The sequence below is a fragment of the Stenotrophomonas sp. BIO128-Bstrain genome (assembly GCF_030128875.1).
Taxonomy (GTDB): Bacteria; Pseudomonadota; Gammaproteobacteria; order Xanthomonadales; family Xanthomonadaceae; genus Stenotrophomonas; species Stenotrophomonas bentonitica_A.
Map to the genome: position 1 here is coordinate 3,891,384 of NZ_CP124620.1, position 23,846 is coordinate 3,915,229.

At 67.8% G+C, this 23,846-nt stretch carries 24 protein-coding genes; 11 read left to right on the forward strand and 13 right to left on the reverse strand.

Going from position 1 to position 23,846, the window contains the following annotated elements; genetic code table 11:
• Positions 1-5 precede the first annotated feature (5 nt).
• The 4 genes from rnpA to POS15_RS17750 all read left to right on the forward strand — a co-directional run bounded on the left by rnpA (position 6) and on the right by POS15_RS17750 (position 4,832).
• The gene (gene rnpA / locus POS15_RS17735) at positions 6-497 is read left to right on the forward strand and encodes a ribonuclease P protein component (RefSeq protein WP_019184046.1); all 492 of its coding nucleotides are present in this window, start codon (positions 6-8) and stop codon (positions 495-497) included.
• Positions 497-2,194: a membrane protein insertase YidC gene (gene yidC / locus POS15_RS17740; protein ID WP_019184045.1), complete on the forward strand. Its 1,698-nt coding sequence runs from the start codon at positions 497-499 to the stop codon at positions 2,192-2,194. The genes rnpA and yidC overlap by 1 nt, the downstream gene beginning before the upstream one ends.
• Positions 2,195-2,301: 107 nt before the next feature.
• Positions 2,302-3,645, forward strand: coding sequence for a tRNA uridine-5-carboxymethylaminomethyl(34) synthesis GTPase MnmE (gene mnmE / locus POS15_RS17745; RefSeq protein WP_046272261.1), 1,344 nt, complete (start codon positions 2,302-2,304; stop codon positions 3,643-3,645).
• A 134-nt stretch (positions 3,646-3,779) separates the two neighbouring features.
• Positions 3,780-4,832, forward strand: coding sequence for a glycerophosphodiester phosphodiesterase (locus POS15_RS17750; RefSeq protein WP_046272266.1), 1,053 nt, complete (start codon positions 3,780-3,782; stop codon positions 4,830-4,832).
• A 142-nt stretch (positions 4,833-4,974) separates the two neighbouring features.
• Here the strand turns inward: POS15_RS17750 and POS15_RS17755 are convergent, their stop codons facing one another.
• Entirely contained in the window at positions 4,975-5,757 is a 783-nt protein-coding gene (locus POS15_RS17755; RefSeq protein ID WP_019184042.1) for a rhomboid family intramembrane serine protease, read from the reverse strand.
• A gap of 97 nt (positions 5,758-5,854) precedes the next feature.
• Positions 5,855-6,814 carry a TerC family protein gene (locus tag POS15_RS17760; RefSeq protein WP_019184041.1) on the reverse strand — a complete coding sequence of 320 codons (960 nt, stop codon included), beginning with the start codon at positions 6,812-6,814 and terminating at the stop codon, positions 5,855-5,857.
• Positions 6,815-7,228: 414 nt separating this feature from the next.
• Between POS15_RS17760 and POS15_RS17765 the strand changes: the two genes are divergently transcribed.
• Both POS15_RS17765 and POS15_RS17770 read left to right on the forward strand, forming a co-directional pair.
• A complete protein-coding gene (locus POS15_RS17765; protein WP_019184040.1) occupies positions 7,229-8,398 on the forward strand; it encodes a class I SAM-dependent rRNA methyltransferase in 1,170 nt (389 codons plus the stop codon).
• Between the two features lie 119 nt (positions 8,399-8,517).
• A complete protein-coding gene (locus POS15_RS17770) occupies positions 8,518-9,771 on the forward strand; it encodes a dipeptidase (protein ID WP_284128596.1) in 1,254 nt (417 codons plus the stop codon).
• Between the two features lie 137 nt (positions 9,772-9,908).
• Here the strand turns inward: POS15_RS17770 and POS15_RS17775 are convergent, their stop codons facing one another.
• Complete coding sequence (locus tag POS15_RS17775; protein WP_019184038.1) at positions 9,909-11,321, reverse strand: amino acid permease; 1,413 nt, start codon at positions 11,319-11,321, stop codon at positions 9,909-9,911.
• Positions 11,322-11,588: 267 nt separating this feature from the next.
• Complete coding sequence (locus POS15_RS17780; RefSeq protein ID WP_284128597.1) at positions 11,589-12,584, reverse strand: aldo/keto reductase; 996 nt, start codon at positions 12,582-12,584, stop codon at positions 11,589-11,591.
• A gap of 101 nt (positions 12,585-12,685) precedes the next feature.
• Here POS15_RS17780 and POS15_RS17785 point away from each other — a divergent pair, with 101 nt between their 5' ends.
• Entirely contained in the window at positions 12,686-13,585 is a 900-nt protein-coding gene (locus POS15_RS17785) for a LysR family transcriptional regulator (protein ID WP_284128598.1), read from the forward strand.
• 10 nt (positions 13,586-13,595) lie between these two features.
• Here the strand turns inward: POS15_RS17785 and POS15_RS17790 are convergent, their stop codons facing one another.
• The 3 genes from POS15_RS17790 to POS15_RS17800 all read right to left on the reverse strand — a co-directional run bounded on the left by POS15_RS17790 (position 13,596) and on the right by POS15_RS17800 (position 15,718).
• Positions 13,596-13,952 carry a hypothetical protein gene (locus tag POS15_RS17790; protein WP_019184035.1) on the reverse strand — a complete coding sequence of 119 codons (357 nt, stop codon included), beginning with the start codon at positions 13,950-13,952 and terminating at the stop codon, positions 13,596-13,598.
• Between the two features lie 161 nt (positions 13,953-14,113).
• Positions 14,114-14,740, reverse strand: coding sequence for a leucine efflux protein LeuE (leuE, locus tag POS15_RS17795; protein ID WP_284128599.1), 627 nt, complete (start codon positions 14,738-14,740; stop codon positions 14,114-14,116).
• A 60-nt stretch (positions 14,741-14,800) separates the two neighbouring features.
• Positions 14,801-15,718 (reverse strand): LysR family transcriptional regulator, encoded by a 918-nt coding sequence (locus POS15_RS17800; RefSeq protein WP_284128600.1) that lies wholly within the window; start codon positions 15,716-15,718, stop codon positions 14,801-14,803.
• 97 nt (positions 15,719-15,815) lie between these two features.
• Here POS15_RS17800 and POS15_RS17805 point away from each other — a divergent pair, with 97 nt between their 5' ends.
• The 4 genes from POS15_RS17805 (at position 15,816) to POS15_RS17820 (ending at position 19,516) form a co-directional block, all read left to right on the forward strand.
• Positions 15,816-16,823 (forward strand): zinc-binding alcohol dehydrogenase family protein, encoded by a 1,008-nt coding sequence (locus POS15_RS17805; protein ID WP_284128601.1) that lies wholly within the window; start codon positions 15,816-15,818, stop codon positions 16,821-16,823.
• Positions 16,824-16,860: 37 nt separating this feature from the next.
• On the forward strand, positions 16,861-18,444 hold the full coding sequence (gene rmuC, locus POS15_RS17810; RefSeq protein WP_019184031.1) for a DNA recombination protein RmuC: 1,584 nt from the start codon (positions 16,861-16,863) through the stop codon (positions 18,442-18,444).
• A gap of 86 nt (positions 18,445-18,530) precedes the next feature.
• Positions 18,531-18,899 carry a hypothetical protein gene (locus POS15_RS17815; protein WP_284128602.1) on the forward strand — a complete coding sequence of 123 codons (369 nt, stop codon included), beginning with the start codon at positions 18,531-18,533 and terminating at the stop codon, positions 18,897-18,899.
• 56 nt (positions 18,900-18,955) lie between these two features.
• Entirely contained in the window at positions 18,956-19,516 is a 561-nt protein-coding gene (locus tag POS15_RS17820) for a glutathione peroxidase (RefSeq protein ID WP_261997932.1), read from the forward strand.
• 56 nt (positions 19,517-19,572) lie between these two features.
• Here POS15_RS17820 and POS15_RS17825 read toward each other — a convergent pair whose 3' ends face one another.
• The 6 genes from POS15_RS17825 to POS15_RS17850 form a co-directional block, all read right to left on the reverse strand.
• Positions 19,573-20,571 carry a VacJ family lipoprotein gene (locus POS15_RS17825; protein ID WP_019183997.1) on the reverse strand — a complete coding sequence of 333 codons (999 nt, stop codon included), beginning with the start codon at positions 20,569-20,571 and terminating at the stop codon, positions 19,573-19,575.
• A 1-nt stretch (position 20,572) separates the two neighbouring features.
• Positions 20,573-20,884 (reverse strand): STAS domain-containing protein, encoded by a 312-nt coding sequence (locus POS15_RS17830; RefSeq protein WP_070426264.1) that lies wholly within the window; start codon positions 20,882-20,884, stop codon positions 20,573-20,575.
• Positions 20,874-21,536: an ABC transporter substrate-binding protein gene (locus POS15_RS17835; protein ID WP_019183995.1), complete on the reverse strand. Its 663-nt coding sequence runs from the start codon at positions 21,534-21,536 to the stop codon at positions 20,874-20,876. Before POS15_RS17835 ends, POS15_RS17830 begins: the two co-directional genes overlap by 11 nt.
• A complete protein-coding gene (gene mlaD, locus POS15_RS17840; RefSeq protein WP_019183994.1) occupies positions 21,533-22,060 on the reverse strand; it encodes an outer membrane lipid asymmetry maintenance protein MlaD in 528 nt (175 codons plus the stop codon). Before mlaD ends, POS15_RS17835 begins: the two co-directional genes overlap by 4 nt.
• A gap of 117 nt (positions 22,061-22,177) precedes the next feature.
• The gene (locus POS15_RS17845) at positions 22,178-22,927 is read right to left on the reverse strand and encodes an MlaE family lipid ABC transporter permease subunit (protein ID WP_019183993.1); all 750 of its coding nucleotides are present in this window, start codon (positions 22,925-22,927) and stop codon (positions 22,178-22,180) included.
• Positions 22,927-23,715, reverse strand: a complete 789-nt coding sequence (locus POS15_RS17850; protein ID WP_019183992.1) for an ATP-binding cassette domain-containing protein — start codon at positions 23,713-23,715, stop codon at positions 22,927-22,929. Before POS15_RS17850 ends, POS15_RS17845 begins: the two co-directional genes overlap by 1 nt.
• Positions 23,716-23,846: the final 131 nt, after the last annotated feature.

Below are 23,846 nucleotides of genomic sequence, written 5' to 3' on the forward strand. Positions count from 1 at the left end.
TTGCAATGCCGCTTCCCGCGGCAGACGCAATCCTGACTGTGAGCAGTTCCGACCCGCGCAAGCGATTTCCTCGCTCTGCGCGGGTTCGTACGCGTGCCGAATATACAACGGTCTTCAACGGCGCCCGCCGTGTGTCCGATCCGCTGATGACCCTGCACTGGCTGAAGAGCGATACGCCAGCCAGGTTGGGTCTTGCGGTGTCGCGCAAAGTCGATCCCCGAGCCGTGGGTCGCAACCGAGTGAAGCGTGTGCTGCGCGATGCCACACGCCACCTACGGCCGTGGATGAGTGCCGGCGATTACGTCGTCGTTGCCCGCAGCGCCGCCCGTACCGCCAGCAATTCAGATATCCGCCAGGCCTTTGAACGCCTGCTGCGCCGCCTTGGCGCATTGCCCATGCCGGGCGCGGACGGCACAATGCCGCCGCCCCTGGGCGTTGTACCCCTTTCCCAGTCCGAGCCGGCATTGCGTGCCGGCCCCGTCGAGCCTGCACGCTGATGAACCAGACCCGCGTTTTCCTGATTTTTGCCTGGCTGATGGTGGCCGTGTTGCTGTGGATGGAGTGGGGCCGCGACAAAGCCGCGCCGCCGACCCCGGCCGTGGCCGCCCAGACCACCCAGGCCAGCGTGCCGGGTGCGGCTGCCGGCAGCATTCCCGGTGCACCGGTGCCCCAGGCTGACGGTTCCCTGCCGGCGGCACAGCCGGCCGCACAGACCGAGGCCGGCCCGGCCCGCGTGACCATCACCACCGACGTGCTGCGTCTGGTGCTGGACGGTGGCACGGTGCTGGACGCCGAACTGCTGCAGTTCCCGCAGACCAAGGAAGAAGGCAGCCCGCCGGTCCGCCTGCTGACGGAAGAAGCCACCCACCCGTACCGCGCGGTCAGTGGCTGGATCAGTGAAGACAAGACCATGCCGGTGCCGGCCGCCAACGGCTTCAAGCTGGTCGGCGACAACCACGACTTCGTGCTGGCCAAGGGCCAGGACGAGGTCACCGTGCCGTTCGAATGGACCGGCCCGAACGGCGTGACCATCCGCCGCACCTACTCGCTGGGTCGCAACGAGTACGCGATCACGGTCAAGGATGAAGTCGTCAACGGCGGCAGCGCCCCGTGGAGCGGCTACGTGTTCCGCACCCTGGACCGCACCCCGACCATCCTCTCGCGCAGCATGACCAACCCGGACTCGTTCAGCTTCAACGGCGCGACCTGGTTCAGCCCGCAGGACGGTTACGAGCGCCGCGCGTTCAAGGATTACCTGGACGACGGCCACCTCAACCGCACCATCACCGGCGGCTGGCTGGCGATGCTGCAGCACCACTTCTTCACCGCGTGGATTCCGCAGGCCGACCAGGCCGCGCAGTACTCGCTGGCGCAGAACAACGGCCGTGACCAGATCGAAGCGCGCGGCCCGGCCTTCACCGTGGCCCCGGGCCAGCAGGTCAGCACCGAAGCCCGCCTGTGGGTCGGACCGAAGCTGGTCAACCTGATCGCCAAGGAAGACGTGAAGGGCCTGGACCGCGTGGTCGACTACAGCCGCTTCTCGCTGATGGCGATCATCGGCCAGGGCCTGTTCTGGGTGTTGAACCAGGTCCACAAGGTGGTCGACAACTGGGGCTGGGCCATCGTCGGCCTGGTGGTGCTGCTGAAGCTGGTGCTGTATCCGCTCTCGGCCGTGCAGTACAAGTCCGGTGCCAAGATGCGTCGCTTCCAGCCGCGCATCGCGCAGCTCAAGGAACGCTATGGCGATGACCGCCAGAAGTTCCAGACCGCGATGATGGAGCTGTACAAGAAAGAGAAGATCAACCCGATGGGCGGCTGTCTGCCGATCCTCATCCAGATGCCGATCTTCTTCGCGCTGTACTGGGTGCTGGTGGAATCGGTGGAACTGCGCCAGGCCCCCTGGCTGGGCTGGATCCAGGATCTGACCGCACGTGACCCGTACTTCATCCTGCCGGTGATCAACGTGGCGGTGATGTGGGCCACGCAGAAGCTGACCCCGGCGCCGGGCATGGACCCGATGCAGGCCAAGATGATGCAGCTGATGCCGCTGGTGTTCGGCGTCATGATGGCCTTCATGCCGTCCGGTCTGGTGCTGTACTGGGTCGTCAACGGCGGCCTGGGCCTGCTCCAGCAGTGGTGGATGACCAAGCGCCACGGCAGCGACCCGCTGCCGGTCGTCACCGCCAAGAAGTAAGCTGCACAGGAGACCCGCCGCAAGGCGGGTTTCCTGCATCTGCGGCCCGCGCATCCTGCGGTCCGTAGAATGCCCCCTGATTCCCCGCACGCCGCAGTGAGCCCGACATGACCCATGCCCCCGACACCATCGTGGCCATCGCCACCGCGCCCGGCGCGGGCGGCGTCGGCATGCTGCGGCTGTCCGGCCCGCAGGCGCGGCCCATCGCCGAGGCGATCGGCGTGCGCGCGATGCAGCCACGGCATGCGCACTACGCGCGCTTGCGCGATGCGGCCGGCGAGGTGATCGACGACGGCATCGCGCTGTGGTTCCCGGCCCCGAACAGCTTCACCGGCGAAGAAGTGGTGGAGCTGCAGGGGCATGGCAGCCCGGTGGTGCTGCAGCAGCTGGTCGCGCGTTGCATCGCCTTGGGCGCGCGGCAGGCGCGGCCCGGTGAATTCAGCGAGCGCGCCTTCCTCAACGGCAAGCTCGACCTGGCCCAGGCCGAGGCGATCGCCGACCTGATCGCCGCCAGCGATACCCGCGCAGCGCGCGCGGCCCGCCGCTCGCTGGATGGCGTGTTCTCGCGCCGCGTGGACGATGTCGCAGAACAGCTTGTTCTGCTGCGGATCCACGTGGAAGCGGCGATCGATTTCGCCGACGAACCCCTGGATACCCTCGGCGGCGCCCAGGTGCGCAGCGGTCTGGTCACCGCGCTGCAGGCACTGATCCGGCTGCGCGACGATGCCGAACGCGGGCGCAAGCTGCGCGATGGTCTGCACGCGGTGCTGGTGGGCCCGCCGAACGCCGGCAAGAGCTCGCTGCTCAACGCGTTGGCAGGCAGCGAGCGGGCGATCGTCACCGACATCGCCGGCACCACCCGCGACACCCTGCGCGAAACCATCCGTATCGATGGGCTGGAACTGACCCTGGTCGACACCGCCGGCCTGCGCGAAGGCGGGGATGCCATCGAGCGCGAAGGCATGCGCCGGGCGCGCGAGGAAATGCAGCGCACCGACCTGGCCATCGTGGTGGTCGATGCGCGCGACCCGCAGGCGGGCCGCGACGCGGTGGGCGACAGCATCGCCGAGGTGCCGCAGCAGCTGTGGATCCACAACAAGAGCGATCTGCTGGACGCGATTCCGTCTGATGCCGCTGCGGACGTTCTGCATGTCTCGGCTGCGACTGGCCTGGGCCTGGATCAACTGCACGCGCGCCTGCGCGCGCTGGCCAGCGGCAGTGCCGGCGACAGCGTGGACGGCGAGTTCTCCGCGCGTGCCCGCCATGTGGAGGCGATCAGCCAGGCCATCGGCCATGCCGAGCGCGCCGAATCGGAGCTGGTCCACGAGCACCTGGAGCTGGCCGCCGAGGAACTGCGCCTGGCCCATGAGGCGCTGGGCGAGATCACCGGGCGGATGAGCGCCGATGATCTGCTCGGGCGCATTTTCTCCAGCTTCTGCATCGGGAAGTAGGCGGCGCCTTTCTTCGCGCTGTCACACCCCTGCAGCAGACTGACCCGGTTCTTTATCGACAGGAATCTGAAGTGTCCAAGCCGTTGTGGGGGTGTGTGTTGCTGGTGTCGCTCGCCGTGGCACCATCGGTGGCCATGAGCGCTGAATCGTCTTCCCCTACGCCGGCCAAGGCCGCCGTCTACGGCCACCGCGGCGCCAGTGCGCTGCTGCCCGAGCACACGCTTGCCGCCTATGCGCAGGCCATCGCCGACGGCGCCGACTACATCGAGCCGGACCTGGTGATGACCAAGGACGGCGTGCTGGTATCGCGCCACGAGAACGAGATCGGCGGCACCACCGATGTGGCCGCGCACCCCGAGTTCGCCAGCCGCAGGACCGTCAAGACCATCGACGGCGAGCGCATCGAAGGCTGGTTCACCGAAGACTTCACGCTGGCCGAGCTGAAAACGCTGTACGCCCGCGAGCGCCTGCCGCAGCTGCGCAGCACCGCCTTCGACGGCCAGTTCCGCATCGCCACGCTGGACGAGATCATCGCCTTCCTGGTGCAGCAGGCCGGCCGCGCCAACCGCGGCATCGGGCTGGTGCCGGAGATCAAGCACGGCACCTACTTCACCAGCATCGGCCTGCCGATGGAAGACAAGGTGGTCACCGCGCTCCAGGGCAACGCCTACACGCGCGTGGCGCCGGTGACGATCCAGTCCTTCGAGGTCGGCAACCTGCGTTACCTGCGTGGCAAGCTCGGCCGCGACAGCAACATCCGCCTGCTGCAGCTGCTAGGCGATCCCACGCAGCAGCCCGGTGACGTGCTGGCCGCCAAGGGCCGCCAGCGCTATGCCGATCTGATCACTCCGGCCGGGCTGCGCGAGGTGGCCACCTATGCCGATGGCATCGGCCCGAGCCTGCGCATGGTCATCCCACTGGACGCGCAGGGGAAGCTGGGCACCCCGACCTCGCTGGTGCGTGATGCGCATGCGGCCGGCTTGATGGTGGTGCCGTATACGTTCCGGCCGGAGAACCAATTCCAGGCGGCGGAGTTCCGCAAGGGCGAGCCGAATGCCCGCAATGCCGACGGCTCGGTCGCCGAAATGCGGGCCTATCTGGCCACCGGCATCGATGCGTTCTTCACCGATGACCCGGCGCTGGGCCGGCGTGCGGTGGATGGGGACGGGACACCGGCGACCCGGTAGGTACCGACCGTTGGTCGGTACGATCATGATCGGTGCTACGCGCATCGACCTTGCTCGGTGGGCGCGATATCGGAGTATCCGGCGCACGGCAGCCACGCATGGCGTGGCTCTACCGTGGCAGGCAATCAGATGGCGCTGCCGGTCAATCCAGCGATGACCCTCCATCGCGCCGCCGGAACGGCAGCACCACGAAGTCGCGGCCCTCGCGTGGTTGCCACAGCACCGGCACGCGGGTCGGGGAGGGCGGCTCCAGATCGGCGTCGCGCGCCGCCTCGATGTCGTCCTCTTCCTCATCTTCCCAGCTGTAGCGCTTGCGCGGCGCCATCGGGTCGGAGAGGCGGAACAGCAGCGCGCTGATGATGCCGGCAAAGGCACCGCCCATGTGCGATTGCCAGGACACGCCCGGCTCGTGCGGCAGGATGGTGAGCAGCATGCTGCCGTAGAACAGGAACGCGATCAGCCCGGCGGCGATGGCCGGCCGGTCGCGGCGCAGCAGGCCGAGCACGAACACCAGGAACATCAGGCCGTGGGTGATGCCACTGGCACCGAGATGGCGGCTGCCCAGATCGCCGAGCAGCCAGGCACCGAGTCCCGAACCGAGCCACAGCAGGGGCAGCGCCCGCAGCGTTGCGTTGGGATAGACGCTGCCGGCCAGGGTGCCGAGGATCAGCAGGGCCGCCGCATTGGCACCCAGGTGCTGGATCGAACCGTGCAGCAGCGGTGCACCGAGAATGCCGAGCAGGCCGGCCTTGTCCAGCGGGGCAACCGCCCACGGACGCCAGTCGAAGTGGCCTTGGGCGGTATACACCGCCACCAGCAGCAGCACGAAGGCCAGGCTCAGGTTGAACGCCCGCAGTACACCACCACGGTCGTTGCGGGAGGGGACCGGCGGCGCGCCGGTGGGCTGGGGCAGGTTGGCGTTCATACCCTTAGGGATGGCGCCGCCCCGGATGAACACAAGGGCAACGCCGTGGGAGAGAGAGGTACCGCCTGCGGGACAATCCCGCAGGCGGCACGGTCGGTCAGGCGTGGCCGCCTTCCTTCGGCGGATTCTTCAGGCTCAGCACCACGGTCGCGGCGATGATCACCGCCACCACACCCAGCGAGATCGGGGTGGGGATCTTGAAGATGTCGATCAGCATCATCTTGATGCCGATGAAGGCCAGCACCAGGGCCAGGCCGTAAGGCAGCAGGTGGAAGCGATCGGCCATGCCGGCCAGCAGGAAGAACATCGCGCGCAGGCCCAGCACCGCGAAGACATTGGAGGTCAGCACGATGAACGGGTCGGTGGTGATGGCGAAGATCGCCGGGATGGAGTCCACCGCGAAGATCACGTCGGTGACCGCGATCAGGATCAGCACCACGAACAGCGGGGTGAACCAGCGCTTGCCATCGCGCATGACGCTCATGGCATTGCCGGCGTAGTCGGGCAGCAGGCGCAGGTGCTTGCGCATCCAGCGCAGGGCGGGGTTGGTCTCCAGATCCGGCTCGCTGCCGGCTGAGAACCACATCTTCCAGCCGGTGAAGAGCAGGAACGCGCCGAACACATAGAGCAGCCAGTGGAACTTGGTCAGCAGCACGCTGCCGGCGAAGATCATGATCGTACGCAGCACGATCGCGCCCAGGATGCCGATGATCAACACCTTCTGGCGCTGTTCCTCGGGCACCGCGAAGTAGCCCATGATCATCAGGAACACGAAGATGTTGTCCACGGCCAGGGCTTTCTCGACCAGGTAACCGGTCAGGAACTCCAGGCCGACCTTGTTGGCCACTACCTGGCCGGCGGTCTCATTGAGGTAGTACCAGAGGCCACCGTTGAAGGCCAGGGCCAGCACGACCCAGCCGATCGACCACCACAGGGCCTCCTTGAAGGTGACCTTGTGCGGTCCGCCATGTCGCATCAATACGAGGTCGACCAGCAGCGCGATGATCACCACCGCGCCGAAGCCGCCCCACAACCACACATTACCGATCGTCTGCATTGGGTTTGTCCGTTGGAAAAATAGAATGCCTCAAGCCGGACGGCGAGGATCTGCAACGGAGGATCGGGGGGATCCGGGGACAGAGCTTCGCCATACGGCGAAGGTCTCGCTCGCAGTCCCGATGGGTGGGACTGCCGTTGCACCGGAGCCTGCGGGCTCGAATTGACGGCGACAACGTCTGGGAGCTACTCCCCTTCTGGGGCCGATTCTGCGGGGTGGCGGGGCCGGCGTCAAATCCTTTCCATGCCCCGGTGCGGCTGAACGAAACGCCCCAACCGGTAGTGACGGCCGCTGGCCGTCAACCACGTAGCGGCCGGGTTTACCGCGCTGACGGCCAGCGGCCGTCACTACCAGAGCGCCAGCGGCGTCGCTCCGAGCGCCGAGGGCTGCAGGCTTCCCGTTTACAATACGCCCATGAATACCCCAGCCCCCGTTGTCCGCCTCAAGAACGCCTGGCGCTCCAGCCACCCGTGGATCTTCCAGAAACTGGTCGAAAAGCCGGCCGTCCGTCCCAAACCCGGTGCCATCGTCGACGTCGTCGGCGTCGACGGGGAGTGGATCGGGCGTGGCTTCTACAACGGTCACTCGCGCATCGCCGTGCGCATCCTGGAGACCGATCAGGCCATCCCGGTCGACGCCGGCTGGTTCTCGCGCAAGATCGCCCAGGCGGTGTCGCTGCGTCGTGAGGTGCTCAAGCTGGACCAGGTCTCCGATGCCTGGCGCGTGGTCCACAGCGAGGGCGACGGTCTGTCCGGCCTGGTCGTGGACCGCTATGGCGACCTGGTGGTGGTCGAGTTCTTTGCCGCCGGCATGTTCCGCCACCGCGAATGGGTCTACGAGGCGCTGCGCGAACAGTTCCCGGGCTGCCGTTTCCACAGCTTTGCCGACGAGCACGTGCAGAAGCAGGAAAGCTTCGACTTCCACGGCAACACCACCACCGAAGCGTCGGTGATCACCGAGTACGGCGTGAAGTTCCGCGCCGACCCGGCCGGTGCGCACAAGACCGGCTTCTTCGCTGACCAGCGCGAGAACCGCCAGTGGCTGAGCCAGCAGGTGGAAGGCAAGACCGTGCTCGATCTGTGCTGCAACACCGGTGGCTTTGCGGTGTATGCCGCTGCGCGCGGTGCGGCCGAAGTGGTCGGCATCGATATCGATGAAGACGTGATCGCCATCGCCAAGGGCAACGCCAAGCTCAACAACGTGCGCCCGAAGTTCATCCAGTCCGACATCTTCCCGTGGCTGCGCGATGCCTCCAACCGCGGTGAGCAGTACGACGTGGTGATCCTCGACCCGGCCAAGATGACCCGCGACCGCGACCAGGTCATCACCGCGCTGAAGAAATACCTGGACATGAACAAGCTGGCGCTCGGCGTGGTCAAGCCCGGTGGCCTGCTCGCCACGTTCTCCTGCACCGGCCTGGTGGCCGAGGATCAGTTCCTGGACATGCTGCGCCGCGCCGCGTTCTACGCCGGCCGCACCATCCAGATCCTGAAAGTGGCTGGCGCCGGTCCGGATCATCCGTTCATGGCGCACGTGCAGGAATCGCGCTACCTCAAGGCCGTGTTCTGCCGCGTGGTGGATTGAGGTCTGTCCGGGCCAGATCCGTTGAACCCGGGACCGTAGAGCCACGCCATGCGTGGCTTCGCGGGCCAGATCAAGCCCAGCCACGCATGGCGTGGCTCTACAATCCAAGGTGAGGCGTCATGACGTTGCGCAGTCTGTCTTTGCTGGTTTCGCTGGCGTTGTGCACGCCACTGGCCGCCCACGCGATCGAATTCACCCCGCAGGAACTGGCCAGGGCGTCCACGCTGCAGCAGCGGCTGCTGACCCTGGACAGCCACCTCGATACACCGGCCAACTTCCACCGTGACGGCTTCGACATCACCCAGCGGCACGACCACAACGCGCTGTCGCAGGTCGACTACCCGCGCATGGTGGAAGGCGCGCTCGATGGCGGCTTCTGGGCGATCTACACCGACCAGGGCGACCGCAGTGCGCAGGCGCACCAGCACGACCGCGATGCCGGCCTGCTGCGGCTGACGGAAATCCGCGAGCTGCTCGCCGCGCATCCGGATACCTTCCAGCTCGCGCTGACCGCCGCCGATGCCGCGCGCATCAAGGCCGCCGGCAAGCGCGTGGTCTACATCAGCATGGAGAACGCCAGCCCGCTGGTCGACGATCCCACGCTGCTCAGCTACTACCACCTGGCCGGCCTGCGCCTGCTCAGCACCGTGCACTTCGCCAACAACGAGTTCGGCGATTCGGCCACCGATCCCAAGGGCGCCGAATGGAAGGGCCTGAGCCCGGCCGGTAAGGCGCTGGTGGATGAAGCGGTGCGGCTGGGGATCGTGATCGATCAATCGCATGCCTCCGATGCGGTGTTCGATGATCTGATCGAGCGCATGCCGGTGCCGTTCGTGCTCTCGCACAGCTCGGCCAAGGCAATCTACAACCATCCGCGCAACCTCGACGATGCGCGCCTGAAGCGGCTGGCCAAGGCGGGCGGGGTCATCCAGGTCAACGCCTATGGTGGCTATCTCATCGACATCGGCAAGAGCGACGCGCGCAAGGCGGCCGAAACAGCGCTGATGACGCAGCTGGGCACCGACTACGACGGCATGAGCATCCAGCAGGGCGTTGCGCTGAAGAAGGGGCTGGAGGAGATCGACCAGCGCATCCCGCTGCGCAAGGCCACGCTGGACGATTTCTTCGCCCACTTCGAGCACATCCTCAAGGTGGTCGGCCCGGAACATGTGGGCATCGGGCTGGACTGGGATGGCGGCGGTGGCCTGGCCGATCTGCCCGACGTGAGCCAGTTGCCGAAGATCACCGCGTGGCTGCTGCGCAAGGGTTACAGCGAGAAGCAGATCGCCGGCATCTGGGGTGGCAACCTGCTGCGCGTCATGCAGCAGGCGCAGGATCACGCCAGCAAGGTCGCCGCCGCCGCGAAGCCCTGAGTACCGGCGTTGCCTCGCGCGCTGGCGGTGGATGTCCCGCACCCCCACCGGCACCGGCACCGACAAAGAAAAAGGCAGACCCTTGGGCCTGCCTTTTTCATGTTGACGCGCAGCCGGCCCTTGGCCGGCAGGCCCGCTCAGCCCTTGCCCAGCACCGCATTGCGGCGGCCATAGGCGAAGTAGGCGATCAGGCCCACGACGTTCCACGCCAGGAAGTACAACTGCGTGGTGCTCGGCAGGCTGAAGAACAGGTACACGCAGCCGATCACCGCCAGCGGGCCGACCACATAGGCCAGCGGCGTGCGGAACTTGCGCACGCGGTTGGGCTCGCGCTTGCGCAGCACCACCAGGCACAGGCCCACCGCGGTGAACGCGGCCAGTGTGCCGGCGTTGGCCAGTGCGGCGATTTCATCCAGGCGTGCCACGCCGGCCAGCGCGGCCACCAGCACTGCGGTGAACAGCGTGGTCGCGATCGGGGTGCCGGTGCGCGCGCTGACCTTGGACAGGCCACGCGGCAGCAGGCCATCGCGCGACATGACGAAGAAGATGCGGCTCTGGCCATACAGGAAGGCCAGCAGCACGGTCGGCAGGGCGATCACCGCCGCCGCGCCGATCCACTTGGCCGCGCCCGGGCTGCCCAGCTCGCGCAGGATCAGCGCCAGCGGCTCGGCGCTCTGGCCGAAGATCGTGTAGCTCATCGCACCCACGGCGGCCAGCGCCACCAGCACGTAGATGATGGTGCAGCCGACCATCGAGCCGATGATGCCGATCGCCAGGTCGCGCTCGGGTTTCTTGGTTTCCTCGGCCGCGGTGGAGATCGCATCGAAGCCGTAGAACGCGAAGAAGATGATCGCCGCGGCCGCCATCACCCCGCGCTCGACGCCATCGGCGCCCAGCGACTTGACGAAGCCGAACGGCATGAACGGCTCCATGTGGCCGGTATCGAAGTGCGGCAGGGCGATCGCCACGAACACGGTCAGCGCGATGATCTTGACCACCACCAGGACTGCGTTGAGCGTCGCACTCTCCTTGGTCCCGGCCATCAGCATGCCGGCCACCAGGAAGGTGATCAGCACGGCCGGCAGGTTGATGAAGCCGCCTTCCACGTGCGGGCCGGCGGTGAGCATCAAGGGCAGGTCGATGCCCCAGCCGTGCAGGAAGCCGACCGCGTAGCCGGACCATCCCACCGCCACCGTGCTGACCACCAGCGAGTACTCCAGGATCAGGCTCCAGCCCACCACCCAGGCCACCATCTCGCCGAGCGCGGTATAGCTGTAGGTGTAGGCGCTGCCGGCGGCCGGCATCATCGTGGCCAGTTCGGCATAGGACAGCGCCGCGCAGGCGCAGACCGCGCCGGCGATGGCAAACGAGATCAACACCGCCGGCCCGGCCAGGTTCGCGCCGACACCGATCAGGGTGTAGATGCCGGTGCCGACGATGGCGCCGATGCCCAGCGCGATCAGGTGCGGCCAACTCAGGGTCGGGATCAGTTGCCTGCCGGCTTCATGGACGGTGACAGTGTCTAGGGACTTGCGCCGGAGCAATGACATGGGGCCTCGCGGTGGATGACTGTGAACGACAAGTCTGCGAGTTTTACCGAACGCGGCGCAGCATTACTACTGCCAAGCGTCGTAAGCGGCTGCACGGTCGCCATGACTGGGGCGAAGGTGACGAAACCAGCACAAAGTCCGGGCACCCATCCCTGTGGCATCCGGTATCGGTCACGGCCCCGGTATCGTCGCCGAACGCGGTCTGGCTGCCGCGCACACTGTTTGCCGCATCGGCCGGATCGAGCCTCCCGATCCGGCCGGTGGATCTCAGCGGTTCAATGTCGCCATCGCCGCGGGGGCATAGCGCGGGCCGGCGGCGGCATTGGCCGGGAAGAGGGCGTCGATGCGGGCCAGCTCGTCGGCGCTGAGCTGCACCTGCAGCGCGCCCAGGTTCTCGTCCAGATACGCCAGGCGCTTGGTACCCGGGATCGGCACCAGGTCCTCGCCCTGCGCCAGTACCCAGGCCAGGGCCAGCTGCCCGGGGCTCACGCCCTTGGCGTTGGCCATCGCCGTAACCGCATCGACCAGCGCCAGGTTGCGGTCGAAGTTCTCGCCCTGGAAGCGCGGCGATTGGCGGCGGTAGTCATCGGCGTCGAAATCGGCCGGGCTGCGGATCGCGCCGGTCAGGAAGCCACGGCCCAGCGGCGAGTACGGCACGAAGCCGATGCCGAGCTCGCGCACCGTCGCCAGCACGCCGTTGTCTTCCGGATCGCGCGACCACAGCGAGTACTCGGTCTGGACCGCGGTGATCGGATGCACCGCATGGGCGCGGCGGATCGTGCCGGCCGAGGCTTCGGACAGGCCGAGGAAGCGCACCTTGCCCTGCTCGACCAGGCGCGCCATTGCGCCCACGGTGTCTTCGATCGGTACCTCGCCGTCCACGCGGTGCTGGTAGTACAGGTCGATGTGGTCCACGCCCAGCCGCTGCAGGCTGGCCTCGCAGGCGGCGATCACGTACTCGGGGCGTCCATCGACGCTGCGTGCGGCGGTGTCGCTCGGCTCCAGCTTGATGCCGAACTTGGTCGCCAGGAACACTTGGTCGCGGCGGTCTGCGATCGCCTTGCCCACCAGCACCTCGTTGGTGTGTGGGCCGTACATGTCGGCGGTGTCGAGCAGGGTGACGCCGCGCTCCAGCGCGCGGTGGATGACCGCGGTGGCGTCGGCATCGCTGCCGCGGCCGCCATAGAAGGCGCTCATGCCCATGCAGCCCAGGCCGAGCGCGGAAACGGTGGGGCCATCATGGCCAAGGGTGCGGGTCTGCATGAAGTACTCCGGGGGAAGGGAAGGAACAGGACCAGCATCCTCCTGCGGACTATGTGGATAAACTGGCCGCTCCTGCATCATCCTTGAAGCCAGCCTTCACAATGAGTGCCCAGCGCCCCCTGCCCGCCGTCGTCGCCTTCGCCCGCGTCGCGCACCATGCCAGCTTCACCCGGGCCGCCGATGAGCTGGGGGTGTCGCCCTCGGCGCTCTCCCAGACGGTCCGCGCGCTGGAGGCGCACCTTGGCGTGCGGCTGCTGCAGCGGACCACGCGCCGGGTCGGCCTGACCGAGCAGGGCGCCCGTTTCCTGGCGCAGGTGCGCGAGGGCCTGGCCCGCATCGATGCGGCCTTCGAGGATCTGGACCAGCAGCGCGATGTGCCCGCCGGGAAGCTGCGCATCAACGTGCCGCGAATCGCCGCCGAACTGCTGGTGCTGCCCCACCTGCCCGGTTTCCTGGCGCGTTACCCGCAGATCGAGGTGGAGCTGTTCGTGGAAACCGCGCTGACCGATCTGGTCGCCGGCGGTTTCGACGCCGGCATCCGCTTGGGCGAAAGCCTGGCGCGCGGCATGATCGCGGTGCCGATCGGGCCACTGGAGCGTCAGGTGGTGGTGGCCACCCCGGCGTACCTGGCCACGCACGGCGTGCCCGCGACCCCGGCGGATCTGGTCGCCCATGAGTGCATCGTGCACCGGCTCAGCACGGGCCGGCGGATGGCATGGGAGTTCACCCGCGACGGTCGCGATTTCGAGGTCGAGGTCGCCGGGCGGCTGGTGTTCAACGATGCCGGCCTGATCCAGGCGGCGGTGCGCAAAGGGGTGGGGCTGGCGCAGGGGTTCGAGGCGCTGTACGCCGGCGACGTGGCGGCCGGCCGCCTGCAATGCGTTCTGCAGGACTGGCAGCAGCCGTTCGCCGGCTTCCATCTGTACTACCCGGCGCGCGAGCAGATGGCGCCCAAGCTGCGGGTGTTCATCGATTACCTGCGCGAGGCGATGCGGCGCTGACGCCGGCGGGTCAGCGCACCGGGGAAAGCAGCGCGCCGGCCCAGCCATCCAGTGGTGGATGACCCTGTGGATAGATCACCTGCGTATCCTCGGGGAAGCGCTTGCAGCACAGCACGCCGCGCGCATCGAACACCCGCCAGCCCTGGGCGGCGGCTTCGGCCCGCGCGATGCGATCGCGAAGCGCGAGCATCAGGCTGGCCTGGCAGTCGAACAGGCAGGCGCGCAGTTCCACCCGGTCCACCGGGTGCAGGCCGGCGAGGATGCGGGTGACGGCCGGGTGGGCCAGATCGATGCGGCGGGTGTGCATGCCGAGCAGGCGCTCGTCATGGCCACTGAGGTGCTGCACGAAGTAGATCGGGGCGGCCATCGGATCCTCGCGACACGGCGATGGCGCCGATTGAACACTGCCCCGGGACACGGGGGAATCTCAATGTTTGAATGAAACGCAACCGTCGCGATGACGGCGTCTATCTGCAGCCGAACGCGACGCGCGCTGTCGCGGCACGCCGACAGACGGCGGCCAAGGCCTCAGCCGCTGACGCCCAAGCGCACACCGAACCCGATCAGGAACACCCCTGCCACCCGCCTCAGCCAAAGCCCCACACGCGGGTGCTGGAGAATCCGACGGCGCAGCAGGTTGCCCACCCCGATCAGCACCGAGCAGTACGCCAGCCCCATGACGAAGATGATCAGTGCCATGGTCGCGAACGTCACCACGCCCTGGTGGCGTGCTGGATCGATGAACAGCGGCAGGAAAGCCATGTAGAAGATGATCGCCTTCGGGTTGAGCAGGTTGATCAGCACCGCCTGGCGGAAGTAGTGGCCCGGCGTGAGGCGGATCCCGCCTTCCTCGCCCTGGGCGCGCGGCTGGCGCAACAGGCCGATGCCGATCCATACCAGGTAGGCCGCGCCCAGGTACTGCACCGCGTGGAACACCAGCGGGTTGGCCTTGAGCAATGCAGCCACACCGGCCACCGCCAGCCACATCAGGATCTGATCGCCCAGCAGCAGGCCGAACAACGCCGTGTAGCCGCCACGCACGCCGCCGCGGCCGGTGGCGGTGAGCAGGGTGAACGTGCCCGGGCCCGGCAGGGCCAGGAACACCAGCACGGCAGCAACAAAGGTCCACAGATCCTGGATGCCCATCCACGGCATGGCGGCGACTCGACAACGGGGGAGAGGCATTGTCCGGCAGCCGCGCCCCGGGCGATAGCGTCAGCGCGCGCCGTCCGGCAAGCCGGCCAGCAGGGGCTGCAGCCGTTGTTCGAACATTGCATGCAGCTGGCGGATCGCCGGGGAGAACTGCTTGCGGTGCGGGCACACCAGGTTCAACGGCAGGCTGTCGCCGAGGCCATCGAGCAGCACCTGCAGGCGCCCGGCCTGGACGTCGGCGCAGACATCCAGCCACGACTTGAACACGATGCCTTGCCCGGCCACCGCCCAGCGGCGGACCACGTCGGCATCGTCGCAGACCATGTTGCCGCGCACCGGGATCACCGTGCGCCGGCCATCGGCCTCGAAGCTCCAGCGGTCATACGCACGCCCGGCCAGCTGGTAGAGCAGGCAGTGGTGCTCCTTCAACGCGTCCAGGCTGTCCGGCGTGCCGTGCCGGGCCAGGTAGTCCGGTGAGGCGGCCAGCACCCGCCGATTGCCGGGCAGCAGGGGCAGGGCGACATAGCTGGCGTTGTCGAACCGGCCCAGGCGGAAGGCGATGTCGACCGGATCGCGGAACACATCCGCCACCTGGTCGGACAACTGCAGGCGCAGCTGCAGCTTCGGGTGCGCGGCGCGGAACTCGGTCAGCCACGGCAGCAGCAGGTTGCGGCCCAGGTCCGATGGCGCCGCCACCTGAAGAGTGCCGCGCAGCTCGGCATCCTCGCCACGCACCCGGGCTTCGCCCTCGCGCAGCGCAGCCAGCACCTCCTGCGCGTAGGGCAGATACAGCGCGCCCTCGGCGGTCAGGCGCAGGCTGCGGGTGGAGCGCACGAACAGGCGCAGGTCCAGCTCGCGCTCCAGCCGCGCCACCGCCGCCGCGACCTGGCCGGGCAGCAGGTCGGCCTCGCGCGCGGCGTTGGAGAAGCTGCCCAGCGCCGCCGTGCGGACGAACAGGGCGAGATCGTCAAACCGGACCATTTTCATTCCTGGAGTGAAAGTGCTGCCCGATTTTGCGCCTTTCTCCGCTTGGCGGAGAAGCGCAGTCTGTCCGTCTTCCCCAACGGATCTCCCCCCGATGAAAGCCGTCGCCTATACCCAGCATGGCCTGCCGATCAGCGACCCCGCCGCGCTGGTGGACATCACCCTGCCGATCCCCACGCCTGGCCCACGCGACCTGCGGGTCGAGGTCCGGGCGATCTCGGTAAACCCGGTCGATACCAAGGTCCGCAACGGCGTGGCGGTGACCGAGCCGCGCGTCCTCGGTTTCGACGCGGTCGGCATCGTGGATGCGGTCGGTGACGAGGTGACGCTTTTCCAGCCCGGCGATGCGGTCTTCTATGCCGGTGCGATCGGCCGTGCCGGCAGCAACGCCGAGTACCAGCTGGTGGACGAGCGCATCGTCGGGCACAAACCGTCGAGCCTGGATGACGCTGCCGCCGCGGCGCTGCCGCTCACCGCGATCACTGCCTGGGAGCTGCTGTTCGACCGCCTGCGCATCCCCGAGAACGGCGGTGAAGGCCAGACCCTGCTGGTGATCGGCGCGGCCGGTGGCGTCGGCTCGATCCTGGTCCAGCTGGCCCGCCAGCTGACCCGCCTGACCGTGATCGGCACCGCCTCGCGCCCGGACACCCAGGACTGGGTCTACGCGCTGGGCGCGCACCATGTGATCGATCATACCCAGCCGCTGGGCGAAGGCCTGCAGCGCCTGGGGATCGCCGAGGTCAGCCACGTCGCCAGCCTGACCCATACCGACCAGCACTACGACCAGATCGTCGCCGCGCTCGCCCCGCAGGGCCAGCTGGCGCTGATCGACGACCCGGGCCAGCTCGATGTGATGGCACTCAAGCGCAAGAGCCTGTCGCTGCACTGGGAATCGATGTTCACCCGCTCCAGCTTCAACACCCCCGACGTGCAGCGCCAGCACGAGCTGCTCGAACGCGTTGCGGCGCTGATCGATGCCGGCGTACTGCGCACCACGCTGGGCGAGCACTACGGCCGCATCAACGCCGCCAACCTGCGCCAGGCGCATGCCCTGATCGAAAGCCACCGCGCCCGCGGCAAGCTCGTGCTTGAAGGTTTCTGACGCAGCCAATGAGACCGCCGCGGCCTACACTTGCCGCATGCAAACCGAATTCCTCATTCTCGGCGCCCTGGTGTGTGCCGTCCTCGTGCTGCAGCTGCTCGCGCTGCTGCGGCGTTCCGGCCATGGCGACCTCGAACAGAGCCTGCGCGAGGAGGCCCGGGTCGGCCGCAGCGAACTGCGCGAGCAGCTCGAAGGCCTGGGCCGCCAGCAGGATGCCCGGCTGGAAAGCTTCGCGCGCGCGCTGACCGATCTGTCCACCCGTACCGATCAGCGCCTGGACCTGTTGCGCGACGCGCTGGGTGAAGACGCGCGCAAGGCCCGCGAGGAAAGCACGCTCAGCCAGCAGCGCACCGGCGAGCTGCTGGCGCTGCGCATGCAGGACGTGCGCGCGCAGCTGGAAGCGTTCGGGCACCAGCAGCAGGCGCGCATCGAAGCGTTCGGCCAGCAGCTGGTGGAACTCACCACCCGCACCGACAGCCACATGGCCGCGCTGCGCCAGGCCTTGGCCGACGATGCACGCCTGGGCCGCGAGGAAACCGGGCAGTCGCAGCAGCGCCTGGCCGAATCGCTGGGCCTGCGCCTGCAGGAGATGACCCAGCGCAACGAGCAGCGCATCGGCGAGATGCGCGCCACGCTCGAGCAGCAGCTCAAGAGCCTGCAGAGCGATAACGCCGAAAAGCTCGACCAGATGCGCGTGACCGTCGACGAGAAGCTGCAGACCACGCTGGAAACCCGCCTGGGTGCTTCGTTCCAGCTGGTCTCCGAACGACTGGAGCAGGTCCAGCGTGGCCTCGGCGAAATGCAGCAGCTGGCCACCGGCGTGGGCGACCTCAAGCGGGTGCTGACCAACGTCAAGAACCGTGGGAGCTGGGGCGAAGTGCAGCTGGACAACATCCTCGAGCAGACGCTGACCCAAGAGCAGTACGGGCGCGGCGTCAAAGTGCGCCCGGACAGCAACGAGATCGTGGATATCGCGGTGCGCCTGCCGGGCCGTGGCCACGAAGACACCCCGGTGTGGCTGCCGATCGATTCCAAGTTCCCGCGCGAAGATTACGAGCGCCTGCTCGATGCGCAGGAACAGGGCGATGTCGAAGGGGTGCGCGTGCAGGGCGCGCAGCTGGAGCGCGCGATCCGCATCCAGGCCAAATCGATCTGCGACAAGTACATCGCCCCGCCGCACACCACTGATTTCGCGGTGATGTTCCTGCCGACCGAAAGCCTGTACGCCGAAGTGATCCGCCGCCCCGGCCTGATCGACCTGCTGCAGCGCGACCACCGCGTGGTGGTGGCCGGCCCGACCACCGTCACCGCGCTGCTCAACAGCCTGCAGATGGGCTTCCGCACGCTGGCCATCGAACAGCGCTCCAGCGAAGTGTGGGGCCTGCTCGGTGCGGTCAAAAGTGAGTTCGGCAAGTTCGCCGGCATCCTGGAAAAAGCCGAGAAGCAGATCAGCACGGTGGGCCGCAGCCTCGGTGAAGCCAGCCGCAAGACGCGCACCATCGAGCGCCGCCTGCGCAGCGTGGAAACGCTCGGCAGCGAACAGACCCAGGACCTGCTCGGCGACATGAGCGGCGAGGACGAGGACGTGGCCGGCGACGAGACCAGCGCCGCGCAGGAGTGAGCGCCGACGCCATGCATGCAGGCGATCACGCATGCTGCGCGGCACACGCTCTGCCCTGTCTCTCTTCCGCCTTCCAAGGAACGCCGATGCGCCTGACCCTGATGCTGTCCCTCCTGCTCGCCTTGGCCGGGTGCAGCAGTACGCCACCTGTCGATACCCCTGCCGACACCGCGGCGACCACCTCCGCCCCACCGAGCGCCGCCGCATGCGCCGCCGCCGGTGGCAGCCTGCAGCCGCTGGGTCGCCTGCAGCGCGTGCAGTGCGTGGTGCCCTACGCCGATGCCGGCAAGGTCTGCAGCGCCAAGGCCGACTGCAGCGGCCAATGCCTGGCCACGAGCGATGTCGCGCCGGGAACGGCCGCGCGCGGCGTCTGCCAGCGTGATGTCAGCCAGAACTTCGGCTGCCGCCAGCGCATCGATGGCGGCGTGGCACTGGGCACGATCTGCGTCGACTGACCTTCCCGCGGCACGGCTATGCTGTGCCTCCCCTGATCCAACGCAAGGAACCTGCCGTGAGCCAGACCGTCTACGACATCCCCGTCACCACCATCGAAGGTCAACCGACCTCGCTGGCCGATTACCGCGGCAAGGTGCTGCTGGTGGTCAACGTCGCCTCCAAGTGCGGCCTGACCCCGCAGTACGAAGGTCTGCAGGCGCTGTACGCCGACAAGCAGGCCGCCGGCCTGGAAGTGCTGGGCTTCCCGGCCAACAACTTCCTGGCCCAGGAACCGGGCAGCGAAGCGGACATCCAGCAGTTCTGCCAGCTCGAATACAACGTCAGCTTCCCGATGTTCGCCAAGATCAGCGTGGCCGGTGAGGACACCCATCCGCTGTATCAGCAGCTGACCGCCGCGCAGCCGAGCGCCACCGGCGAAGGCCCGATGCGCGAGAAGCTGCAGGGCGCCGTGGCCAAGTACCCCGAGCTGGTGGTCAATGCCGCCCCGGGCGTGCTGTGGAACTTCGAGAAGTTCCTGATCGGCCGCGATGGCCAGGTCATCGCGCGCTTCGCCCCGGACGTGCCGGCTGACGATGCCCGCCTGGTGGCCGCGATCGACGCCGCGCTGGCGGCCTGATCGGCTGACGCGGGAACAAAAAAAGCCCCGCTTCGGCGGGGCTTTCTCGTGGGGGATCAGTTACCCCAGTTCGGCATCGGCATCGCATCGACCGGAATCGGGGCGTCCGGATCGTCCTTGCCGCGCGCATGCTTGCCACGCAGGTCGTTCTCGATCTGGTAGTTGCGGCGCTGCAGCCATGCATCGCGCACGAGCGAATACTCGTCCACGGCGTTGTCGCGCATGTCATCGACCGCCAGCAGCTGCGAACGCATGTCCACCAGCTGCAGGCCCTGCAGGCCGATGCGGATCTTGTCCTCTTCGATCGTGCGGATCGGCGAGAGCGGCATGTCGCCGGCCAGGCCGAACACATCGCGCACGGTACGCGGGCCGAAGAACGGCAGCTCCACGTAGCGCGAACGGCGCCAGCCCCACGTGCCCAGGGTCTGACCGAAGTCTTCCTTGCGACGCGGCACCATGGCCTTGCTGGCCGGATCGAACAGCCCGCCGATACCCAGCGTGGAGTTCATCAGGAAGCGGCCCAGGCTGTCCCAGGCATCGTCCGGACGGCCCTGCAGCAGCTGGTTGGTGATCGTCACCGGTGCGCGCAAGTTGCTGAAGAAGTTGCTTACGCCGGTGCGGGCGAAGCGCGGCACCACATTGGTGTAGGCCACCGCCAGCGGGCGTGCGACCGCACGGTCGACCACGTTGTTGAAGCTGTGCACCTTGCGGTTGAACGGTTCCCACGGATCGTACGGGGTGCCGCTGGGCTCGGTGCCATCCGCGCTCGGGGCGGGCCCGCCGTACAACGCAGCGAAGTCGTCCTCGGCGTTGGTCGGCGCGGTGCCGGCCGTGGCCGGGGCCGCCGCTGGGTCGGTACCGGCCTGCGCGGCCGGGGCCGTGCTGTCGGCGACGGCGTCGGCCGGTACCACGGGCGTGTCGGCCACATCGGCCACCGGTGCCGCCGCAGGGGCGACCTCGACGCTGACCGGTGCGCTGTCGCGTGCGGGTTTGCCAGCACAGGCGCTCAGGGCCAGCGCCAGCACGAGGAGGGGGAGGGTGCGTATGACGTTCATGTCAGCTCGCCGCAGAAAGGGCATGGAAATCCAGGGTGGGTGCCAGCCGGTAGGCGGCACTGAGGTCGGTGAAACCGTCCGGGCTGCCGATGATCGTCGGCGCGGTCCCGTTTGCACGCAGGCGTGCGGCCAGCTCGGCCAGCAGGGCCAGGCCGGCACTGTCCAGTCCGGTCACCGCCGCCAGATCCAACTGCTGCACGCCGTCCAGCGCGGCCAGCGAAGGCCACAGGGCCGTCACCGCCGCGCGGTCGAGCACCCCGCTGAACACCAGCGAGGCACCGTTGCGCTGCACGCTGGCGCTGTTACTTGCCACGCGGGGCCTGCCCGGCCTGCATGCTGCCGTTGCGCAGTTCGGTGGCGACCTGCTGGATCGACTTCTGGCGCAGCGGGGCGTCGAACTGGGTCTTGAAGGTCTGCACGTAGGAGATGCCTTCGATCATCACATCGAAGATCTTCCACTGGCCGTTGACGTTGCGCATCAGGTAGTCGACCGGGGTCGGCTCGTTGCCGGCGCGGATCAGCTCGGTGGACACGCGCACGCCGCGGTTGCCCGGCAGCGGCGACTCGCTCTTCAGGCGGAAGGTCGGCTTGCCCTGGATCTCGAGCAGGGCCGAACCGTAGCGCTGCATCAGGTTGTCGGCCATCGCATCGGCGAACAGCTTGACGTCGGCATCGGAGGCGCCGCGGCCGTGCACGCCCAGCACCAGGCGGGCGGCGTAGTCGCGGTCGAAGGTCTTGTTGAGCTCGCTGTTGATGAAGTCACGCAGCACCGCCGGGTTGGCCCGGAACTCGGTGCGGCGCTGCTGCAGCGAGGTCAGGATGCGGGTGCTGGCGTCCATCACCGCCTTGCTGGCCTGGCCCTGCTGGGCGGCAGCGGCAGCGGGAGCGGCCTGGGCGAAGGAGAGCGAGGGCGTGGCGGCGAGCAGGGCCGAGGCCAGCAGCGCCGGGATCAGGGTCTTTTTCATGGTTGCGGTTCCGTTGCAGGCGCAGGCGCGCCGTTGCCATCGTGGGAGTCAGCGCCACCGGTATTGGCCGGACCGCTGAACATGTACTTGCCGACCAGCTGGAGCAGGTCCACCGCCGGCTGGGTGAAGACGATCTCGTCGCCGGACTTGAGCACATCCGGGTCACCGCCCGGCTGCAGACCGATATAGCTCTCGCCGAGCAAACCGCTGGTGAATATGCCGGCCGAGGTGTCGGCCGGCAGATCCTTGAACTTGCCGTCCAGCTTGAGGGTCACGATCGAGTCGAACTTCTGGGGATCCAGTTCGATGCCCGAGACCTGGCCGATGGTCACGCCGCCGATCTTGACCGGCGCCTGCTTGCGCAGCTGGCCGATCTGGGTGAAGCGCGCCTTGAGTTCGTAGCCGCTGCCGCCGGTGCCCCACCGTTGATTGGTGGAGGCCACGGCCAGCACCAGCAGCGAGGCCAGCGCCAGCAGCAGGAACGCGCCGACGGAAAATTCGAGTCTGGGACCGCGGATGGCCATGGGATATCTCACTGTTCTTTGTCAGGTGCCTGGACAGGTGTCCGGGCGGGAAGTCTTTGCGTACTCAAGCGGGGGTGCTGGCCAGGGACAACGGCCGTACCGACCAACGGTCGGTACCTACTGGAACATCATGGCGGACAGCACGAAGTTGAAGACCAGCACCAGCAGCGAGGCGTTGACCACCGCGCGCGTGGTGGCGACCGACGTGCCTTCGATCGTGGGTTCGGCATGGAAGCCGACATAGGAAGCGACCAGGGCCGCGGTGCCGCCGAAGATCGCCGACTTCAGCATCGCCACACCGAAGTCGTCCCAGAAGTCCACGCTGTTGCTCAGCGCCGACCAGAACACGCCGTTGTCCAGGCCGAGCACATGCACGGCCTCGAAGTAGCTGGCACTGATCGCCAGCGAGCAGAAGATGCCGGTCAGCAGCGGCACGGTCAGCACCGCCGCCCAGAAGCGCGGGGCGACGACCTTGGCCACCGGGTCGATGGCCATCAGCTCCAGCGCCTTGATCTGGTCGGTGGCGCGCATCAGGCCCAGTTCGGCGGCGATCGAGCTGCCGGCGCGGCCGATGAACAGCAGTGCGGTCAGCACCGGGGCCAGTTCGCGGTACAGCGAGAGGCCAAGCAGCGTGGACAACGCATCGGCGGCGCCGAAGGTGGTGAGCGTGCGGTAGCCCTGCAGGGTCAGCACCAGGCCCACGAACGCGCCGCCTACGGCAATGATCGGCAGCGAACGTGCACCGATCTTGTAGATCTCGCGGGTCAGCTCGGCAAGGAAATCGGCGGTCGGCAGCGAGCCGCGCAGTACCGTCAGCGAGAACAGGCCGGCGCGACCGAGCGAGCGGGTAGCGTCAACGAACGGCATCAGGCAACCCTCGCACGTGGTGCGGCATCGAAGGGGATCGGGCCGTCCGGCTCACCATGCAGGAACTGCCGCAGCAGCGGGTCCTGGCTGGATTCAAGTGCGGCCGGGCTGCCCTGGAATACGATGCCGCCGTTGGCGATGGCGATCACCTGGTCGCAGATCGGCAGGGTCTCGTGCACGTGGTGGCTGACGATGATGCTGGTCAGCCCCAGGCTGTGGTTGAGGCGCTGGATCAGGCTCATGATCACGCCCGAGGCGATCGGGTCCAGCCCGGTCAGCGGCTCGTCGTAGATCATCAGCGGCGGGTCGAGCGCAAGCGCACGGGCCAGGGCCACACGCCGCGCCATGCCGCCGGACAGCTCGCGCGGCCAGGCATCGGCAGCGGCCAGCAGGCCCACTGCGTGCAGCTTCATCTGCACCAGGCGGCGCAATACGGGCTTCGGCAGGCGGGTATGGGTGCGCAGTGGCAGGGCCACGTTCTCGGCGACGGTCAGGTCGGTCAGCAGCCCATTGCCCTGCAGCAGCACGCCCACGCTCTTGCGCATCTCCAACAGCGCGCGTGCGCCGGTCGGAATGGGCTGGCCGAACAGGGTGACCTCGCCGGCCACCGGGCGCAGCTCACCGGTCAGCGCCGCCAGCAGCGTGGACTTGCCACTGCCCGACGGGCCAAGCACGGCGGTGATGCTGCCGCGCGGAACGGTCAGCGAAACGTCGCGCAGGATCGTACGTCCGCCGCGGTCGATGCGGACGTTGGACAACTGCACCAGACTCTCTTCGGAAACCGTCATGGGCGCCATTAACAAAATTCCAACGTTGTAAGATCGTGGTGAACGGCTGAACATAACCGAACTGGACCGTGCAGTATGTCGCACGGGCGGGTGAGGGCAGTGCCGCGGCGGGCATGCCGTCACCTGCAACA